Consider the following 15,776-nt stretch of genomic DNA (forward strand, 5'->3'; position numbering starts at 1 on the left):
GCCGGCTCGAACGCCTCGGATTCGGCCTACCTGGTCTCGCGTTGCTTCTCCGGGGCCGGCACGCTCAGCCACGTCTGCATCCGCAACGGCTACGGGTGGTGAGAGCGGCGCCCCCGTGCACGCCCGGAGCCCCGGGCGCTCACCACCGGCCACCGCACCCGCCCCGCGTCAGCGGCACGACGCCTTGTGCCGGAGGCCCCCGCCCAACAGCTCCACGTGTTCCGTGGCCGCGGCACGACCGCGGACGACGGTGACGGTGACCCGTCCGGCCGTCGGTTCCGAGAGGGCGAAGGCGTAGAGCGCACGCCGACCGTCCAGGACGGTCGGCAGTCGGCGGACCGCGACAGGTCTGCCGTTGCATGTCACCGACCGGACGATCTCACGGTCCGCGCCGAACACATGGACCTCGGCGAACGTGTACGTACTGAGCAGGGGAACGAGCGTGGGACGGACCGAAAAGGGGGTGTCGCGGCGGTCGGAGACGCACATCGTCGAGGTGAACCCGCCGTCCGTGGCGGCCGAACCGGAGCAGAAGCGTCCGTCGGCAGTCTCCCAGACGAACGTGGCAGCGCTCCGGCCGACGGCGGCGGTGAACATCCCGTGCGGGCCCGGAAGGTCCTTGGTGGACAGTTGTGCCGTGAGGTTGGCTCTGGACGCGTCGACCACCTGGCCCGGGCCGGCTGTAGCGGCCCCCGGCAACGCCGTGCGCGTCGAGGAGGTCCCCGATGACGGCTTCACCCTGGACGGGCCACCCCCCGCGGTACAGGCCACCGCCAAGAGCAGCACCGCACCGGCCACACATGCGAGAAGCCTGTTCATATCCCCCCGTCGCCCATGCCAGTCCGGAGGGTAGCGACGGGGCCAGGGTTTGTGCGTCACGGAGTCCCTCCGGCCTTCGGCTCAGGGGTTGCCGTCAAGCCGAGCCGACACGATGCCGATCGCGCCGCCGACCCGCAGGGGCACGGTGCGAGTCGGCTCCACGGTGAAGCCGGCACCGGCGATCCTCTGTGCCACGGCATCACCTACGTTGTCCCGCAGTTGCTCGCGCATCCGGTTGCGCATCCCGACCTGCCGGTGTCCGTGGTGGTGCCCTTGCTCGTCGAGGACAGCGTCGGCCAGCACCAGCCGCCCGTCGGGCCGCAGCACCCGCCGTACCTCGGCAAGCAGCGCGTCCTTCGACGTGCTGTCCAGGTGGTGCAGCATCAGGCTGGAGAAGACCCGGTCGAACGAGCCGTCCTCATAGGGCAGTTCCTGCGCGAAGCCGCGATCCAGGCGAACGGTGAGGCCCGCCCGTCGTGCCTTGCGTTCGGCACGGGTCAGCGCTTTCGGGTCGGGGTCCAGCCCTACGAGGTCCGCACTCGGGTGGCGTCGACCGGTCGCCCTCAGCAGATTTCCGGTTCCGCAGCCGACGTCCAGTACCCGCTGGCCGTCCCTCAATTCGGCCTGCTCGATCATCTCGTTGTGGACGGAGTGCAGCCCGAACACACCATGCGCCACGTCGTACAGCGGCGTCAGGAAGTGCCGGCCCAAGCCCGGAATGTAGTCGCGCTCGGAACGCGACTTAGACAGTTTTTCGGTCATGTCGTCATTCTGACCGGGCCCGGGGCTGCGGACCTGTACTGATATGCGGCTTCCATGGGACGATTCGACGGTGCGGACCGTACGAAGGGCGCCCGCCAGGGGAAGACCGCCGACATACTCGATGCTGCCGACGCCCGGCGAACTGCCCGTGACGACCTGGCGGCTGGACCACAGCTGGGAGAACACCGGCACCTTCGAGGAACACGCCCACGACTTCCCGGGCCTGGCCTACTTCCCGACCGCGGGCGGGCTGCTGCGTACCGGCCGGCGGTCCTGGCCGATCGACGCCGGCGACCTGTTCGTCATCGCGCCCGGCGATGTGATGGGCCACATCACCGCCACCGACCTGGCCCAAGCCCGCGGCTGGGGCGTCTTCTTCACCGCCGACGCCTTCGGTCCGGGCGTCCCCGGCGCCCATCTGGCCTGGCGCACGCACCCCCTGCTGTTCCCGTTCGTCCGCGGTGGGGCGATCGGCGCACTGCACCTGCGGGTGCCCGAACCGGAGCAGCCCGAGTGGACCGCCCGCATCCAGGCACTGCACAACGAATTGACGAACCGTCAGGAAGGCTTCCGGGAAGCGGCTCTGGCCCACCTGACGCTGCTGCTGATCGGCGTGTCCCGCCTCGCCGCAGACATCGTGGGCGACCTCCGTGAGAACCGGGAACCACTGCTCGCCGAGGTGTTCCAGGTCATCGAAGAGCGCTATCCGCAGCCGCTGTCCCTGCGGGACGTCGCCGCGGCGGTGAACATCTCCCCGGGCCACCTCACCTCGACGGTACGCCGCCGCACCGGGCGGACGGTACAGGAGTGGATCACCGAGCGCCGGATGGTCCAAGCCCGGCGGCTGCTTGCGGCGACGGATCTGCAGATCGGCGAGATCGGCAGGCAGGTGGGCTTCCCTGACGCCGGGTACTTCGCCCGTACCTTCGGCAAGGTGCACGGGATGAGCCCCGCCCGGTGGCGGCGGGCCGGCACCGATCCCGCAGGCAGTCCACGATCCTGAGAGCGCCGTTCCGTGCCCGTTCCCGACCGTTCCCAGGGCGCGGAAGTCCACCGGCATCTCTGCCCGCCCGCGCAACGTGCCGCACCATGTTCTCTGGCGGGCTGTCAGCGGAGAAGGGCCTTGCGCCGGGCCGCCGCGCGCACATCGGCCCACGTGCCGGGAAGCTGCCGTTCACGGGCGTCGGCCGCGGCCCTCTCCTGGCCGTAGAGCACGCCGCAGGTGAAGCCGGGCTCGCCCGCCGCGTGCGCGGAGACGGCCAGACGGCGCAGAGCGTCGCGAGCCACAACACCGTCATGCTGCGAACCGCTCACCTGCTGGGCGGCCTTGGCGCGCTTGCCGAGACGCCGCGCGTGCTTTCCCAGGGCGGGTCGTGCCGCCTCCGCGGCATAGCGCAGCCTCTTGGCGGCCTTACGGGCGTGATGGATCGCGGCGTCCCGTTCGGCGCCGGAGGGCATCGGCAACGCACGGTTCATGCGCCGGTCCAACCTGCCGTACTCCTTGAGGAGCGCCTCGGCCAGCACCTTCTCGGGCTCACGGGCCGCCTTGGCGCGCAGCGGCGGCGCATCCGTCAGGGCCTGCAACTTGTCCAGCAGAGCCAGGTAGCGGGGCGAGGCGAGCGCGTCGAGGGTGCGTCGACGGCCTTCGGCCCGCCGCGCCACATCCCAGGCCTGCATCCGTGCGGTCACCGGGCCGAGCACCAGTTCGCCGGACAGATCCCGCACGCCGGAAGCAAGCCGCTCCCGGAGCACCTCGTGATCGCGTTCCGCTCCGAGCTCCCCGGCGAGCCACCTGAGTTCCCGCCGGACAGGGTCGGTGAACTCACGGCCGAGGACAGAACGGTAGGAGCGCAGGCAGCCGCGCAGACGGCGGGCCGTGGTACGCATCCGGTGCACCGCGTCGGGCAGGTCACGACGGACGGCCGGGTCGAGGTCCATCAGGTCACCGACCAGCCGGTCCGCATAGGCGAGCACGTGAGCGCCGGCCGACCCCGGGGTGGCCTGGACGCGCGCATCCGCTGTGCGATCCAGGAGCCCCGTCGTCTCCGCCAGAGCATGCACCACCTTGGAGGGCGTCTGTGTACGGTCGACTCCGTTCTTCCGCAACACCTTCTCGATGCTGTCCAGGAGGGCGGGGCCGCCGTCGCCGGCCGGCTCCACCTCCACCTCCGTCTGCGTCCACACCCCGTGCCCACCGCCGTCGACCAGCGCGTCGGCGCGCACCGCGTCCATGCTCAGCTCGGCCAGGACGTCGCCCTCGGCGTCCAGGAGATGGCGCAGGGAGCGGGTGGAACGGATCCGCATCACCGGCCGCACCGGTGCCCCGCGAGTGCGGGAGAGGGTCAGCTCCCGCAGTTCGCCCGGGGGAACGTCCTCCGACGACAGCGGGGCCCGGATCTCCTCCCGGCTGTCGTGCGGCAGCGGCAGCTTGAGGTGCCAGCCGGCATCCGTGCCGCCCGTCCTGCGCCGCAGAGACGCCCCGGTTCGAGTCAGTCGCAGATCATCGGTGTCGTAGTAGACGGCGTCCAGCTCCTGCACCCCGCTCTCGGCGAGCGTGGCGACCGGCTGCACCGCGGTCAGATCGGGCAGCCACGAGATCTCTGCGGGCGCCGTGTACGTGCGTTCTGTCTCTCGTATCGACTGGGCCATACAGTGCCCGTAGACGAAAACCCCGGCCTCAAACCTGTACGTACGCCGCCTTTGGTCACCCTGTACGTGTGGTTTGCCATGAGTGGCGAGAACGGGCAACGGGCCGACCTCTTCGACGCCGTTCAGGACGACCCAGCCCTCGACGCCAACGGCGTCGGACGGCGTAGAGCGACACTCGGTGCCGTCTGCGCCGACCGCCCGCCCCTGACGGGGAGACCTACCCAGGTGCGCGGGAGCCGGTGCTGCCGAATCCCCCTCTTGGGGCGTCCATGGCGCGATGTCCGGCGACTGATCGTGCCGTGGCTACAACTCGCACCATTCACCCAGATCGTGAGGCTCCCCAGTTTCGGCGAAGTGCTGCATGAGGTCCCACGCATGATCGGCACTCAGGGCAAAATGCCCGGTGAACACAGCCTCCTCGTCCATGATCGGGACGTCGATCACGGCATGCGCGGCGACCGAGCCGTCTCCGACCAGAAGCGACCCCGTTTCGGCGTCCTGGAACAGATGGATGACTGCGTGATTGCCTCGGAAGCCCATGGTCAAGAGGGGAAACTTGCCGGTGGGCAGCCTGACTTCGATGTATCCCTGGCCACGCGTGCGGAGCTCCTTGTGAAGGTTCGACAGTCCCTGCACGTCCGAACACTTCCCCACTGCGGAGAATCCCGCCGATCTCGGCGACGTCGCCGCCCATTCGGCGCTGCTCATCCCTTCACGTCCCCATCTGGCTTTGGTGCTCCTGCGATTCCACACTCTGCCGAGAAATCTTTGCCGTGCCACCCCGACACCGCGCCGGGCGCACCCTTCCGGCCGACCCTCAAATGGGTCGCTGTGAAGGGAAGCGTCTGGCAGGCTCGCGCCCCATGGTCGACGAACAGTTCTCCGATTCGCGAGTCGCCGCGTTGTACGACCTCTACTATCCCTCGGACGCCCGCGGGGACTTCAAGTTCTACCTGCCCCTGGTGATGGCAGCGGCCTCCGTGCTGGACGTGGGATGCGGAACGGGCGCACTCCTGCACAAGGCGCGGGAGGAGGGACACACCGGGCGGCTGTGCAGCCTGGACCCGGCCGTCGGGATGCTGGAGGTGGCCCGGACACGCATGGATGTCGAATGGATCCTCGGGGACCTCGCCGCAGCGCCGGGCTGGGACCGCGAGTTCGATCTGGCGGTGATGACCGGGCACGCATTTCAGCAGCTCCTCCGTGATGAGGAACTGCGCATCGCGCTGACCGTGATCGCTGCCGCACTGACCGACCAAGGCGCGTTCGTGTTCGAGACGCGCAACCCCCTGGTACGCGAGTGGGAGGACTGGCATGTGCGGTACTCAAGCGAAGCGCAGGACTCCACGGGGGCCGTGGTCCGATGCGAGTGCGAAGTCGAGACGCCCGTGCGGACCGAGCTCGTCTCGTTCACCCACACCTACACCAGCCCCGCATGGGACCGGCCCCGGCGGAGCCGAAGTACCCTGCGTTTCCTCGCCCCCGACGTGCTGTCGCGGTTCCTCGCCGATGCCGGAATGGTGGTTGCGGAACAGTTCGGAGACTGGGATCGCGGCCCGCTGACGGACGTGAGTCCGGAGATCATCACCGTTGCGCGCCGCCGCTGACGTACCCCTCACCACGCCCGGAGACCGGCCGCCCCTCGGCTGGACGTGCCGGCTCAGGCCGATACACCCAGGTCGAATTGAGTACCTGTGCTCACGTGCGAGACATCCCGCGTTGCCAGTATCGATGCTGGCGCTCGACCGAGGGCGCCGGCTCGATCCAGCTGAGACAGTTACGGAGAACACGCCATGTCCCGACGTATCGCCTTGTCCGTGGCAGCCGGTGTTGTCGTCCTCGGTGGCGCCGGAGCCTTCGCCTTGGCCTACGCCGAGGAGCAGCCCCCCGCCCTGGCGCACAGCACCGCCCGCTACACGGCCCCCGAAGGCGACCGCCAAGGCTCCTTCACCTTCACCACCGAGGTGACGGCGTCGCCGGGTCTGAAGAGCCTGAAGGTTCTGGCCTGGCCGGCGGACTCGTCCCTCGCCACGACGGAGCCGACGGTCAAGGAGATGGCCGGAGCCGAGGCGGCGACCTGTGAGCCCGCCGGTGCGGACACGGTGCGATGCACCTACAAGACCGGGGTGACAGGCGCAGAGGCCGAGGCGTCTCCGCGCGGTGCCTGGCACGTCGCCGTACTCGCCACCGCCGAGGACGGCACTACGACCTTGGACGACAAGGCGGCGGGATTCACCGTCGACTGAACACGACCCTCCGGGTAACCGACCGCTCGACTTGGTTGACCGGACCCGCCCTGAATCGGGTTCTGTCCGGTAGATGACGCGACTACCAGGCTGCCACGATGGAACGCGCAACCGACGTGCCCGAGGACCTCGCCCAGCCCGCAGGCCATTCCTCGACTGCTCTGCGATACACCGTCCCGCTGCGGGCGCCACCCTGCGCGACCGCGTTCGGCGCGCGGGGCGGCGATGCGCCGATGCCGTTCATGACCGCGTCGCACACTGCCGAGTTCGGGCCGTCGACGTCCGGCTCCGACAGTCGGCGACGGTGCACTCCTTGCGGTTCTCACCCGCTGCACGACGGCCGGCAGGAGTCCGTTCACGGCAGTTCCGGCCCTGGGAGCGCAAGCGTGCCGTCTTCCCCTCCCGTGGGCGGGGTCCGAAGGAGCAGACCCGCTTGTTCTTCCAGCAGAGCCACCGCGAGCAACTCGCCGTCGGCAGGCCCGAAGTGCTGACCTGCCTGCGCATAGAGACGTCGGACCGATTCGGTCACCGTGTGGGGTGTTGAGTTGTCCCGCGCGAGTGACACCACCATCGCCAGTTGTTCCTCGATGTGGTCGAGCCGGAAGGACGTCAAGTAGTCCCCGGCGAACAGCGCAGACAGATCAGTACGGATGAACGCACTGGAAGCAGGGCTGTCGGCGAGGACGTCGCGCAGCACGCCCACATCGATCCCCATGCGGCTGCCCACCAGCAGGGCTTCCGCCGTGGCGACGGCTTGCCCGAACCACAGCAGATTGACCAGGAGTTTCGCCGTGTAGCCAGCGCCGTGACCCCCGACATGCACGATCCGGTCGGGATCGGCGACAGCCTCCAGGACTTGCCTGTGCCGCGCGAGAAGGGCGGGATCACCGCCCACGAAAAGCCGCAGGCGACCTGCCTCGGCGTCCTTCGGGCCTCCGCCCATCGGGGCCTCCAGCACATCGACCCCGCGTTTGAGGACCCGCTCCCGGACGGGCGCCGACTGCGTCGGCGAGTTGCTTGTCATGTCGATCCAGGTCGCCCCTGGTGCGAGGGCGTCCACCACGCGATCGTCCATCACAGCCGCGACGTCGGACGGACCCGGCACCACGGTGAGGAGCACGTCGGCCTCGGCGGCGGCCGCCGCCGGGGAGGGGGACCAGGTCGCGCCCCTGGCCAAGGCGGTCTCGCGTCGCCCCGGGTCGATGTCGTGGGCCACCACCTCGTACCCCGCAGCGACCAGGTTGTTGCACATGGGGGCACCCATGCGCCCCAGTCCTATGAGCCCGATTTTCGACACGCCCCGAGCCTACGGGGCGTACGGCAAATGATCACGCGACCGATGCCCTGAAGGGATCCGTGGGGATGATCTCCGCCTTGTCGAAGAGCTGTTCCAGCGCCTCGTGTCCGTGACGCCTGCGGAACTCGATCTCGGCTGTTGTCACGGGCAGGGTCCACACGATCCGGGCGTCGCCCTCGGGCAGCGGACAGTGTTCGAGGTCGGGGCCGTGCAGATAGGGCAGGGTGACCAGCAGGTGATCGCAGGTCGAACCCGGCACCCATGGTTCGCCGATCGGCATGCTGTGTTTCAGGTCGAGTTGATGCCTTCCGCAGTGGTAAAAGGCGATCATCGCCATGAGTTCGATGAACCGCTGATCGCGGGCGCCCGCGGTCATGAGGAACTCAAGTCCATGGCCGTGCTTGTTCATCGAGGCCCAGCATCCGGCGGTCACATAGGCCCAACTGTCGCTGCGAGGGCCGGGACCCACGACGAGAACTTGTAGATCGGGCACCGACTCCCGTCGCTCCGGCCCGAGATCGAAGTCGACGGCCTCCACGCTGTGTCCCGTGAAGAACGCCCGGACATGTGACTCGACGGCCTTCGCGGCCAGCAGCCTTGCCTCGCTCACCGCGCCATCATCGCAGATCCCGATCGGCTGCCGGTCGCTGACACAGCGTCATGACGGGTTGGTTATCGGCCGTGTGGACCTGGCCGGCCGCTGCGCTGATCGATCGATTTCTGCGGGCAGGCGGTTGCCCGGCCTGCGCCCACGCCGGCAGGGGGCGCCGCGGGTTCTGCCCGGCTCAGCCGGGCGGAGTGGTGTGCGGCTGTCGATCCTCCAGGTGGAGGGCGGTGATGTCGCTGAGGACGAGATCGATCCCGGCACGACGGCGCAGAGCTCGGAACGGCCGTCGTCGCGCACCCCGATGACATCGAGGCCGCGCTCATCCAGTACGAGCGGTCACTCTTCCTCCGCGGCGCCGAAGCCGCCGCCGAGGCCGCCCGCGACTTCGACCTCTGCTTCGGCGATGATGCGCCCCGCGGCCTGATCCAACTGCTTTCCGGACACGAACGGACCCGGTGAGCCGGCCGGGCGTCGTGGGGGCGCAGGGGTGTCGAGGAGCCGGCCTGCGTCCGCTGCCGGGGCCGCCGTCCTTCGGGGAGGTGGACATCCGGGCCCGCCTTGCAGGTACTGAACCGCGCCGGCGAACCGGGCGGCGCACTGGTCGGACGGCGAGCGGTGTCGAGCACCGCCGCCGCTCCGTGCCGGGCCGGGAACCTGTGCCGGGGGAGAGAGGTGCTCCACTGGTGGCTCCAGTGATGCTAAATTTGGTGTCATGAGTGCCATCACATTGCGGATCCCCGACGCCATGGACAAACAGCTGCGTGATGCTGCCGCGGACGCTCCGTCACTGAACGACTACATCCTCAGAGCGGTACGTCGGCAGATGACCCTTGACGCGGGACGCAAGCTGGCGGCCGTCGAACCTCTCGACCTCGAGGGCGAAGGCGACGCCCTGTGACCGTTCGAAAGGGCGACGTCTTTGACGTCGACACCGGCAAGGGCGTGCGCACGGTCCTCGTCGTCAGCCTCGACGGGCTCGCGGAGGCGTACGGAGCAGTGGTCGCGCTCGTCCTCCATGCCCCGGCCGCGCACCCCGACACGGCGATGAGCGTGCGGCTGACCTCCCCCCTCGAAGCCTCGGTCGTCGCCGTCAACCTGCTCCAGCTCGCCGCCTCGCGGTTCGATACCGCCACGCTGCACGGCAACGTGGGCCCCGAACAGCAGGCGCTTGTGGACAACGCACTGCGCGCAGTACTCGACCTGTAGCGCGCCAGACGCCGACAGCACCCGACGGGCTGCAACGCCCGACGGGCCACAGCACCCACGTGGCATCCCCTCGACGGCGGAGCACGCGGCGGGCCCTCACGGCACTGGGGCATCACAGAGGCGCGTATCGCCTCGTCGCTGCGCTGCCACCGCTTCAGGAGATGTTTGCCCTGGGCCTGTTCGCGGCGCCACGCGGCAGTCAACGGGACCGAGGACGGCGGCGCCGTCGGGCAGCGTCGACGGGCACTTGGGCGAGGTAGTCTGCACAAGTGACATCGGATGTTCCCTTGAATCCCGTAGAAGAACGCTTCTGGCGTGCGCTGATGCGGGTGATGGTTGCACTGCCCAAGGCCTTGGACGACGATCTCCTGAAAGCAACCGGACTGACGATGTCCGAGTATGCGGTCCTGGTGCACCTGTCCGAGGCGGCCGAACGGGAGATGCGGATGACGGATCTCGCCGCGGCAACGGCTCTCTCGGTCAGTCGTATCTCGCGAGTGGTGAATGCGATGCAGACACGCGGCTGGGTGGAGAAGCGGCGCGATGTCCACGACGCCCGGGGGAGCATGGCAAGCCTGACGGCCGAAGGTCGGCGGCGACTTTTGGCCGCCTATCCGACAAACCTGGCGAGCGCGCGCAAGCGTGTCGTCGACCATCTGGACAAGAACTCGATGGCGGCCCTGGCCGAGCAGTTCGAGAGCGTCGCCGCTCGGCTCGACTGAGCGATCGCCGCGGGACTACGCGCGGAGCCGTCGGCGGCCCATGGCGTTCCGGCGGAGTGCCGTTGCCCAACGCGTAGGCCCGCCCGCGGTCGACGACCGGGCGAACGTCAGCCCTGCGGGATCCCCCGGAGCAGACGGCACCCACGCAACGAAGGTCAGGCGGGGACGGTGAAGATGCGGTAGTGGGAAACCGTCGTGAAGCCGAAACGTCGGTACAGTGGTTCACCCGCGGGGCTCGCCACGAGCGTGGCGAGTCGCATCCCGCGCGCACGCCCCACCTGAAGCGCCGCCGCCGTCAGCGCCGCGCCGATGCCTCGCCGGCGATGGGCTTCGGCCACATGGACGAGGAAGATTCCCGCCACCTCCTGTGCCGTGATCACCACGGTGGTACCGACAACACGGCCGTCGAGCACAGCGGCGAGACGAACGATGTCCGGGTTGTCCTCGCGCTTCGACTCGATCCGCACCATGTCGGCTTCAAGCCCGAGTGGGATGCCCATGGAAGTGCGGTACGTGCGCACCAGTTCCGTCAACCGGTCCAGGTCTCCGACCTCCTCGATACGAAGGTCGGTCGGTGCGTCGCCCTGTTCGGTGGCTCGGTCGAGTGGTCGCACCATCACGGGTACAACGGTCAACTCCGCCGCACCGCACTGCTCAAGTGCGGTCGCAGTGCCTTCGGGGCTGTCGGGACCGACCCACCACCACCAGGGCACGCCGGCGAGGTGAGTCCGAGTCGTGGCCACCGCCTGTTCGATCGAGCTCGAGGAACGGACACGGACCACACCGTTGAACTGGGGAGTGGCGAGCCCGCTGCGGAACCGGTCGACTTCGCTCGCTTGGGGCTGCGCCTCGCCCCACCCTGTGAGGTACTGACGAAAGTTGGCGAATACTCGCGCCGATATGTCGTCATCCCATGTGTTCACTTCTGCATGTTTCCGTTTCTTGTCGACCAGATGGACGCCGGCCGCGGAGCCTGAGCGGCAGCCTGGGGCCGGGGTCAGCGGCGGAATGCGCGGAGCACCATGTCTCCGTAGCGGCGCCAGGTCTGCGGATCGTGCTCCCTGTACCGGACCAGTTGCAGCGCCGCGCCGCACAGCAGCACACGAAGGTCCTGCTCTTCGACATCGTCGCGAAGCTCCCCGGCAGCCCGCGCGCTCTCCATCAGGTCCACCAACTTCTCCAGGATGGAAGCGGCCGCCGGAGACGCGGCGTCCGCCAGCCGCTCCGCCAGGAGGCGGTCACCTGCGAGAGTCTCGAAGAGTTCGGTGACGTAGCGGCGGAAGCCTTCGTAGGGACCGGTCTCGCGCAGCGCTTCTGCCGTGCGCAGCTCGAACTCCTTCAGGCACAACCGCGTGATCGTCTCGACGAGGCCTTCCTTGGTGGGGAAGCTGCGGTAGACCGTCGCCTTACCGACCTGCGCCCTCGCAGCGATCTGGGGGACGGTCGCTTGAGTGCCGCATTCACGGAACACCTCGACGGCGGCGGCGATCACCCGCTCATGGTTGCGGCGAGCGTCCGCCCGTTTCGGGGACGTGGCGGTTTGTTGGGCCATGGAAGCCTTCGAAGGGTTCATCGGTCGGGCTGTCTGCGCAGGATCCCGGTGCGCCGGGCCTCGTGACCGACCGGTGGTCCCGTGCTCCGCAGGGGCGGGACGGGACCGCTGGGAGCCTGCGGGAGTCAGCCGGAAGTGCCGTTGTCGGGGGTGTCCAGTATCGGTTCGTCACCATATATTTTGGTGACCTCGACGTCCAGCACGGTGGAGATGCGGCCGAACGTCCAGTAGTACCCGATCACCTGGAGTACCTCGACCAGTTCCCGCTCGCTGAGGAACACTCGTGCGGTGTCGAAGACGTCGTCGGCGATATGCGGCTGCTGCACGATGTCGGCTGTGAAACGCAGCAGCGCGCCGTCATGGGGGGACAGTTCGGCGTCGTCGAGTTGTCTGGAGCGTATGAGTTGCCGGGTTCGTTCGTCGACACCGGCCGCTTGCGACATGGGGTTGTGCTGGGCCGCGACGAACGTGCTGTCGGTGTATTCGGCCACCGTGAGAATCACCAGCTCTCGTGAACGGGCCGACAGCTGGAGTGCGGTGAATTGTGCCTTCGCGAGCTCGATGAACGGCTTCACCGTGCCCGTCGAATGGGACAGCATTTTGACCATCGGGTCGGGCGGCAAGGAGGTGAGAAAGTCGCGGACCTCGTCCGGGAACGAGGCGGTGTTCGGATCGGTCAAGCGGGGCATGTCACTCTCCGATGGTGTAGCCGGTTTCGTCCGGGTCGATGCTGAACCCGGTCTCGCTCAGGTGTCGGAACCGTCCGTCCTCGGCGAACGTGCCGAATATGGCGACTTCCCGGTGCTGTGAGGAGCCGTCTTTCATGGTGATGTGGAATATGTGCCGTTCGGCGTAGGTGTCGCCGCTGCGCATTTCGTCGAGCACGGTCACCGTGCCCTCGGTGATCTGACCGCGGATATGGGCGACCATGTCCGCGAACTCGTCACGCTGCTGTGTTTTTCCGTCACTGCGGTGTGTGTAGTCGGGGGCGTAGTACCGGTCGAGGATCTGCTGCAGATCGAGGCCGGGCGTGGGTTCGAAGACCAGGGCCCGGAGGGCTTCGCTGATACGGGCGTGACTCATGAGAAGTACCTCGGGGGGAGTGGGTAACGGACCCCAGGGTCCGTTTCTGGTTGGATGTTACCGGACCCCAGGGTCCGGTTGAGGGGTGAGCGTCGTCACACGGCGCTGGGACCCGTCGACCCCGGAGGCGGCAGATAGTTGCTTGCGTAGGCATCTATGTATGATGGCGGCGCCCTGGAGACAGGTGGGATCACGTTGTCCATGGCGGCTCCGCATCACGTAGGCGCTGGAGCGGTCTCAGCGGTCGACCGTGTCCCGAACTTCGGGCAGGCCCGAATGGCAGTTCGCCACCGCGGCAGCGCGAGTGACGGCTCCGCCGATCTGTTGCACCGGATCCAATCGATAGGAACTTCTGTGAAGTCAGCGGTCAGCGAGCGCATGGCGGATGTGCGGGACATGTACATGGCGCACATCATGATGCGTCGGGAATTCCGGCTGCTCCCGCAGCTGGTGCGTGATGTGACATCGGGTGACGTCAGGCGGGCGGAGGTGGTCGGCGCCCATGCGGAGCTGATGTGCCTGGTCCTGCACCTGCACCACGAGGGGGAGGACGTGGTGCTGTGGCCGCTGCTGTTCGAGCGCGGCGGCCAGGAGGCCCTGTCGATCGTTCCCACCATGGAGGAGCAACACCATGCGATCGAGCTGGCGTACGCGGAGGTGACGTCCCTGCTGTCCGGTTGGCGTGCCACGGCGCAGGGAGGGGACCGACTCGCCGATGCCCTGGAAGGTCTGCTGACGGTGCTCCTGGAGCATATGGCGCTGGAGGAGAAGGAGATCCTTCCTCTGGCCGCGCAGCACGTCACCGCGGTGGAGTGGGAGCAGCTGGGGCAGCACGGAATGGCCAAGAGCCCGAAGAAGACGCTCCCGCTGGCCTTCGGCATGGTGATGTACGAGGGTGACCCCGAGGTTGTCAAGGCGGTGCTGGCCCATGCTCCGCTCCCGGCCCGCCTCCTCATGCCGATCATCGGCCCGCGACTCTACGCCTCGCATGCCAAGCGGGTCCACGGCACGTCCAATCCGCCCCGCGTGGGCGCCAACTGAGCACGCCGATCCTTCCGTCCGACGTATCACGGTGCACCCCGGCTGTGGCGCGGCTTGCCGTTGTGCCACAGCCGGGGTGAGTTCTCCGAGGGTTCGACGTACCGCGGGAGCGGTACGGACCGGACGGATCCAGGGTCCGCCGTCCGACGCGGGTCGGTAGGCTCGCGTGGACCGACCCTGAGCAGATTGCGAGCCGCAGAGTGATGCGAGACCTCTACAACGTCCGGGTGCGGCAGGTGGAAGACGCCGAGGCGTCACTCACGGAAGAAGAAGAGCGGCGCTTCCAGGCTGTGTTGTTCAGCGAACTCGGCAACAAGATCGCTGACCAGGGGTGGGCACGTTTCCCGGCGTACACCCCGGAGGACCGCCGACGGCTGGTCGAGGTCGCACACCGCCTCAGTACTTACTGGGGGCAGCAGGTGTTCGTCGAAGCCGAGGACCAGTGTCGCCTGAGGCTGTATCTCACGGGATACGAAGTGCTGTCGGAACAAGGAAACGTCGCTCCCGGGGGGTGAGTGAGCCCGCGCGGCGAGAGTCGAGGGAATCCCGGCACGACGGTCGGACAGCGTGTTCCGCTCAACGCGTGCGGTCTGGTCGCCGACCGGGCCTCCACTTCTGTCCCGGTCCAACCCGGTCGGAGCGCCAAACCGATCAGCCACTGAGCCGGATCGTCGGCGTCGTGATCAGACCAGGTTGCCGGCCGGGATCCGTATCGGAGCGAACTGCTCCTGAATCCAGTTTGGGTAGGCGATCGACGGTCGGCTGACCTCGTCGAGTTCGGTGAGATCCTGCTCGGTGAGGATGAGGTCGCTGGCGGCGATGTTGTCGGTGAGCTGTTCCAGCTTGCGGGCGCCGACGATGACGCTGGTGACAGCGCGCTGGGCGAGCAGCCAGGCGATGGCGACCCGAGCGGGGCTCACCTCGTGCCGAGCGGCGACCGTCCGCAGCGCGGCGAGCACAGTGAAGCCCTTCTCCTCATCGAAGGGTACGAAGTCGAAGCCGTTGCGGGCCCGGCGTGAGTCTTGTTCTGTGCTCACACCGCCGCGGTCGAACTTGCCGGTGAGGAATCCGCCGACGAGTGGTTGCCAGACCGTCAGACTCAGCCCGGCGTCCTCGGCCATGGGCACCAGGTCACGTTCGGCGTCGCGCGACAGCAGCGAGTAGTGCGTCTGATTGGCGACGAACTTCGCCTGGTTGTGCAGCGCGGAGATGCCCAACGCCTTGCTGATCTGCCAGGCGGCAAGGTTGGAACAGCCGATGTAGCGGACCTTGCCCTGCTGTACTGCGTCGTCGAGCGCGCTGAGCGTCTCCTCGATCGGCGTCATGTGGTCGTAGTTGTGGATCTGGTAGAGATCGATGTAGTCGGTCTTCAGCCGGCGCAGGCTGTCCTCCAGGGCCCGCATCACGTGCAGACGGGAGAGCCCCTGGTCGTTGGGTCCTGGCCCAACCGGAGCCATCAGTTTCGTTGCGAGCAGCACGTCCCGCCGGTGCTGCGCGATCGCCCGGCCGAGCAGTTCTTCGCTCTCGCCGTCGGCGTAGACGTCAGCGGTGTCGATGAAGTTGATCCCGGCGTCGAGTGCCGTGCCGACGATCCGATCCACTTCCTCCTGCCCGAGTGCCCCATGGGTGCGATACACCGGGTGCTCCTTGCCGCCGAACGTCATCGCGCCCAGGGAGATCTCGGAGACCCAGACCCCGGTACGTCCCAGCAGACGATATTTCACCAGCTACTCCTTGCTTTCAGATACACCCGATCCACCGGCAGGCGACCCGGCGTCCCACGTCTTTCCGG

The 15,776-nt window shown here is 68.1% G+C and carries 19 protein-coding genes; 8 read left to right on the plus strand and 11 right to left on the minus strand.

Annotated features, from left to right (window positions below; translation table 11 throughout):
• Positions 1-168 precede the first annotated feature (168 nt).
• Both ACSHXN_RS40475 and ACSHXN_RS40480 read right to left on the minus strand, forming a co-directional pair.
• Complete coding sequence (locus ACSHXN_RS40475) at positions 169-666, minus strand: hypothetical protein (protein ID WP_356294169.1); 498 nt, start codon at positions 664-666, stop codon at positions 169-171.
• A gap of 234 nt (positions 667-900) precedes the next feature.
• Positions 901-1,581: a class I SAM-dependent methyltransferase gene (locus ACSHXN_RS40480; protein WP_356294171.1), complete on the minus strand. Its 681-nt coding sequence runs from the start codon at positions 1,579-1,581 to the stop codon at positions 901-903.
• 121 nt (positions 1,582-1,702) lie between these two features.
• On the opposite strand from ACSHXN_RS40480, the gene ACSHXN_RS40485 reads away from it, so the two are divergent.
• Positions 1,703-2,584: a helix-turn-helix transcriptional regulator gene (locus tag ACSHXN_RS40485; protein ID WP_438306006.1), complete on the plus strand. Its 882-nt coding sequence runs from the start codon at positions 1,703-1,705 to the stop codon at positions 2,582-2,584.
• A 104-nt stretch (positions 2,585-2,688) separates the two neighbouring features.
• On the opposite strand, the gene ACSHXN_RS40490 is transcribed toward ACSHXN_RS40485, so the two are convergent.
• Both ACSHXN_RS40490 and ACSHXN_RS40495 read right to left on the minus strand, forming a co-directional pair.
• A complete protein-coding gene (locus ACSHXN_RS40490; RefSeq protein WP_438306008.1) occupies positions 2,689-4,230 on the minus strand; it encodes a CYTH and CHAD domain-containing protein in 1,542 nt (513 codons plus the stop codon).
• A gap of 303 nt (positions 4,231-4,533) precedes the next feature.
• Positions 4,534-4,938, minus strand: coding sequence for a hypothetical protein (locus ACSHXN_RS40495; RefSeq protein WP_356294177.1), 405 nt, complete (start codon positions 4,936-4,938; stop codon positions 4,534-4,536).
• Between the two features lie 155 nt (positions 4,939-5,093).
• On the opposite strand from ACSHXN_RS40495, the gene ACSHXN_RS40500 reads away from it, so the two are divergent.
• Together ACSHXN_RS40500 and ACSHXN_RS40505 are read left to right on the plus strand one after the other, a co-directional pair.
• Entirely contained in the window at positions 5,094-5,837 is a 744-nt protein-coding gene (locus ACSHXN_RS40500) for a class I SAM-dependent methyltransferase (RefSeq protein WP_438306010.1), read from the plus strand.
• A gap of 186 nt (positions 5,838-6,023) precedes the next feature.
• The gene (locus tag ACSHXN_RS40505) at positions 6,024-6,476 is read left to right on the plus strand and encodes a DUF5707 domain-containing protein (protein ID WP_356294180.1); all 453 of its coding nucleotides are present in this window, start codon (positions 6,024-6,026) and stop codon (positions 6,474-6,476) included.
• Positions 6,477-6,831: 355 nt separating this feature from the next.
• Here the strand turns inward: ACSHXN_RS40505 and ACSHXN_RS40510 are convergent, their stop codons facing one another.
• Together ACSHXN_RS40510 and ACSHXN_RS40515 are read right to left on the minus strand one after the other, a co-directional pair.
• Positions 6,832-7,773 carry an NAD(P)-dependent oxidoreductase gene (locus ACSHXN_RS40510; protein ID WP_356294182.1) on the minus strand — a complete coding sequence of 314 codons (942 nt, stop codon included), beginning with the start codon at positions 7,771-7,773 and terminating at the stop codon, positions 6,832-6,834.
• 31 nt (positions 7,774-7,804) lie between these two features.
• On the minus strand, positions 7,805-8,383 hold the full coding sequence (locus ACSHXN_RS40515; protein WP_355141505.1) for a suppressor of fused domain protein: 579 nt from the start codon (positions 8,381-8,383) through the stop codon (positions 7,805-7,807).
• A gap of 709 nt (positions 8,384-9,092) precedes the next feature.
• Here ACSHXN_RS40515 and ACSHXN_RS40520 point away from each other — a divergent pair.
• From ACSHXN_RS40520 to ACSHXN_RS40530, 3 genes are all read left to right on the plus strand, one after another.
• A complete protein-coding gene (locus ACSHXN_RS40520) occupies positions 9,093-9,278 on the plus strand; it encodes a hypothetical protein (RefSeq protein ID WP_355141503.1) in 186 nt (61 codons plus the stop codon).
• Positions 9,275-9,586, plus strand: a complete 312-nt coding sequence (locus ACSHXN_RS40525) for a hypothetical protein (protein WP_355141501.1) — start codon at positions 9,275-9,277, stop codon at positions 9,584-9,586. Before ACSHXN_RS40520 ends, ACSHXN_RS40525 begins: the two co-directional genes overlap by 4 nt.
• 269 nt (positions 9,587-9,855) lie before the next feature.
• Complete coding sequence (locus tag ACSHXN_RS40530; protein ID WP_356294184.1) at positions 9,856-10,308, plus strand: MarR family winged helix-turn-helix transcriptional regulator; 453 nt, start codon at positions 9,856-9,858, stop codon at positions 10,306-10,308.
• A gap of 155 nt (positions 10,309-10,463) precedes the next feature.
• Here the strand turns inward: ACSHXN_RS40530 and ACSHXN_RS40535 are convergent, their stop codons facing one another.
• The 4 genes from ACSHXN_RS40535 to ACSHXN_RS40550 all read right to left on the minus strand — a co-directional run bounded on the left by ACSHXN_RS40535 (position 10,464) and on the right by ACSHXN_RS40550 (position 12,943).
• Positions 10,464-11,231 (minus strand): GNAT family N-acetyltransferase, encoded by a 768-nt coding sequence (locus tag ACSHXN_RS40535; RefSeq protein WP_438306013.1) that lies wholly within the window; start codon positions 11,229-11,231, stop codon positions 10,464-10,466.
• Between the two features lie 74 nt (positions 11,232-11,305).
• Complete coding sequence (locus tag ACSHXN_RS40540; protein ID WP_355141495.1) at positions 11,306-11,800, minus strand: TetR/AcrR family transcriptional regulator; 495 nt, start codon at positions 11,798-11,800, stop codon at positions 11,306-11,308.
• 185 nt (positions 11,801-11,985) lie between these two features.
• Entirely contained in the window at positions 11,986-12,549 is a 564-nt protein-coding gene (locus ACSHXN_RS40545) for a carboxymuconolactone decarboxylase family protein (RefSeq protein WP_355141493.1), read from the minus strand.
• Between the two features lies 1 nt (position 12,550).
• Positions 12,551-12,943, minus strand: a complete 393-nt coding sequence (locus ACSHXN_RS40550) for a nuclear transport factor 2 family protein (RefSeq protein WP_355141491.1) — start codon at positions 12,941-12,943, stop codon at positions 12,551-12,553.
• 354 nt (positions 12,944-13,297) lie between these two features.
• Here ACSHXN_RS40550 and ACSHXN_RS40555 point away from each other — a divergent pair, with 354 nt between their 5' ends.
• Positions 13,298-13,984, plus strand: coding sequence for a hemerythrin domain-containing protein (locus ACSHXN_RS40555; RefSeq protein WP_438306015.1), 687 nt, complete (start codon positions 13,298-13,300; stop codon positions 13,982-13,984).
• 236 nt (positions 13,985-14,220) lie between these two features.
• Positions 14,221-14,499, plus strand: coding sequence for a hypothetical protein (locus ACSHXN_RS40560; protein WP_438306017.1), 279 nt, complete (start codon positions 14,221-14,223; stop codon positions 14,497-14,499).
• A 168-nt stretch (positions 14,500-14,667) separates the two neighbouring features.
• On the opposite strand, the gene ACSHXN_RS40565 is transcribed toward ACSHXN_RS40560, so the two are convergent.
• Complete coding sequence (locus tag ACSHXN_RS40565) at positions 14,668-15,708, minus strand: aldo/keto reductase (RefSeq protein WP_356294192.1); 1,041 nt, start codon at positions 15,706-15,708, stop codon at positions 14,668-14,670.
• Between the last annotated feature and the right edge of the window lie 68 nt (positions 15,709-15,776).

Origin of the sequence: Streptomyces sp. HUAS TT11 (assembly GCF_051553595.1) — a bacterium.
GTDB lineage: Bacteria > Actinomycetota > Actinomycetes > Streptomycetales > Streptomycetaceae > Streptomyces.

What these genes read in the sequence shown, in the direction of transcription:
- ACSHXN_RS40480 (WP_356294171.1), bottom strand. Translation starts at nt 1,581, where the DNA reads ATGACCGAAAAACTGTCTAAGTCGCGTTCCGAGCGCGACTACATTCCG.
- ACSHXN_RS40485 (WP_438306006.1), top strand. Translation starts at nt 1,703, where the DNA reads ATGCTGCCGACGCCCGGCGAACTGCCCGTGACGACCTGGCGGCTGGAC.
- ACSHXN_RS40490 (WP_438306008.1), bottom strand. Translation starts at nt 4,230, where the DNA reads ATGGCCCAGTCGATACGAGAGACAGAACGCACGTACACGGCGCCCGCA.
- ACSHXN_RS40495 (WP_356294177.1), bottom strand. Translation starts at nt 4,938, where the DNA reads ATGAGCAGCGCCGAATGGGCGGCGACGTCGCCGAGATCGGCGGGATTC.
- ACSHXN_RS40500 (WP_438306010.1), top strand. Translation starts at nt 5,094, where the DNA reads ATGGTCGACGAACAGTTCTCCGATTCGCGAGTCGCCGCGTTGTACGAC.
- ACSHXN_RS40505 (WP_356294180.1), top strand. Translation starts at nt 6,024, where the DNA reads ATGTCCCGACGTATCGCCTTGTCCGTGGCAGCCGGTGTTGTCGTCCTC.
- ACSHXN_RS40520 (WP_355141503.1), top strand. Translation starts at nt 9,093, where the DNA reads ATGAGTGCCATCACATTGCGGATCCCCGACGCCATGGACAAACAGCTG.
- ACSHXN_RS40545 (WP_355141493.1), bottom strand. Translation starts at nt 12,549, where the DNA reads ATGCCCCGCTTGACCGATCCGAACACCGCCTCGTTCCCGGACGAGGTC.
- ACSHXN_RS40550 (WP_355141491.1), bottom strand. Translation starts at nt 12,943, where the DNA reads ATGAGTCACGCCCGTATCAGCGAAGCCCTCCGGGCCCTGGTCTTCGAA.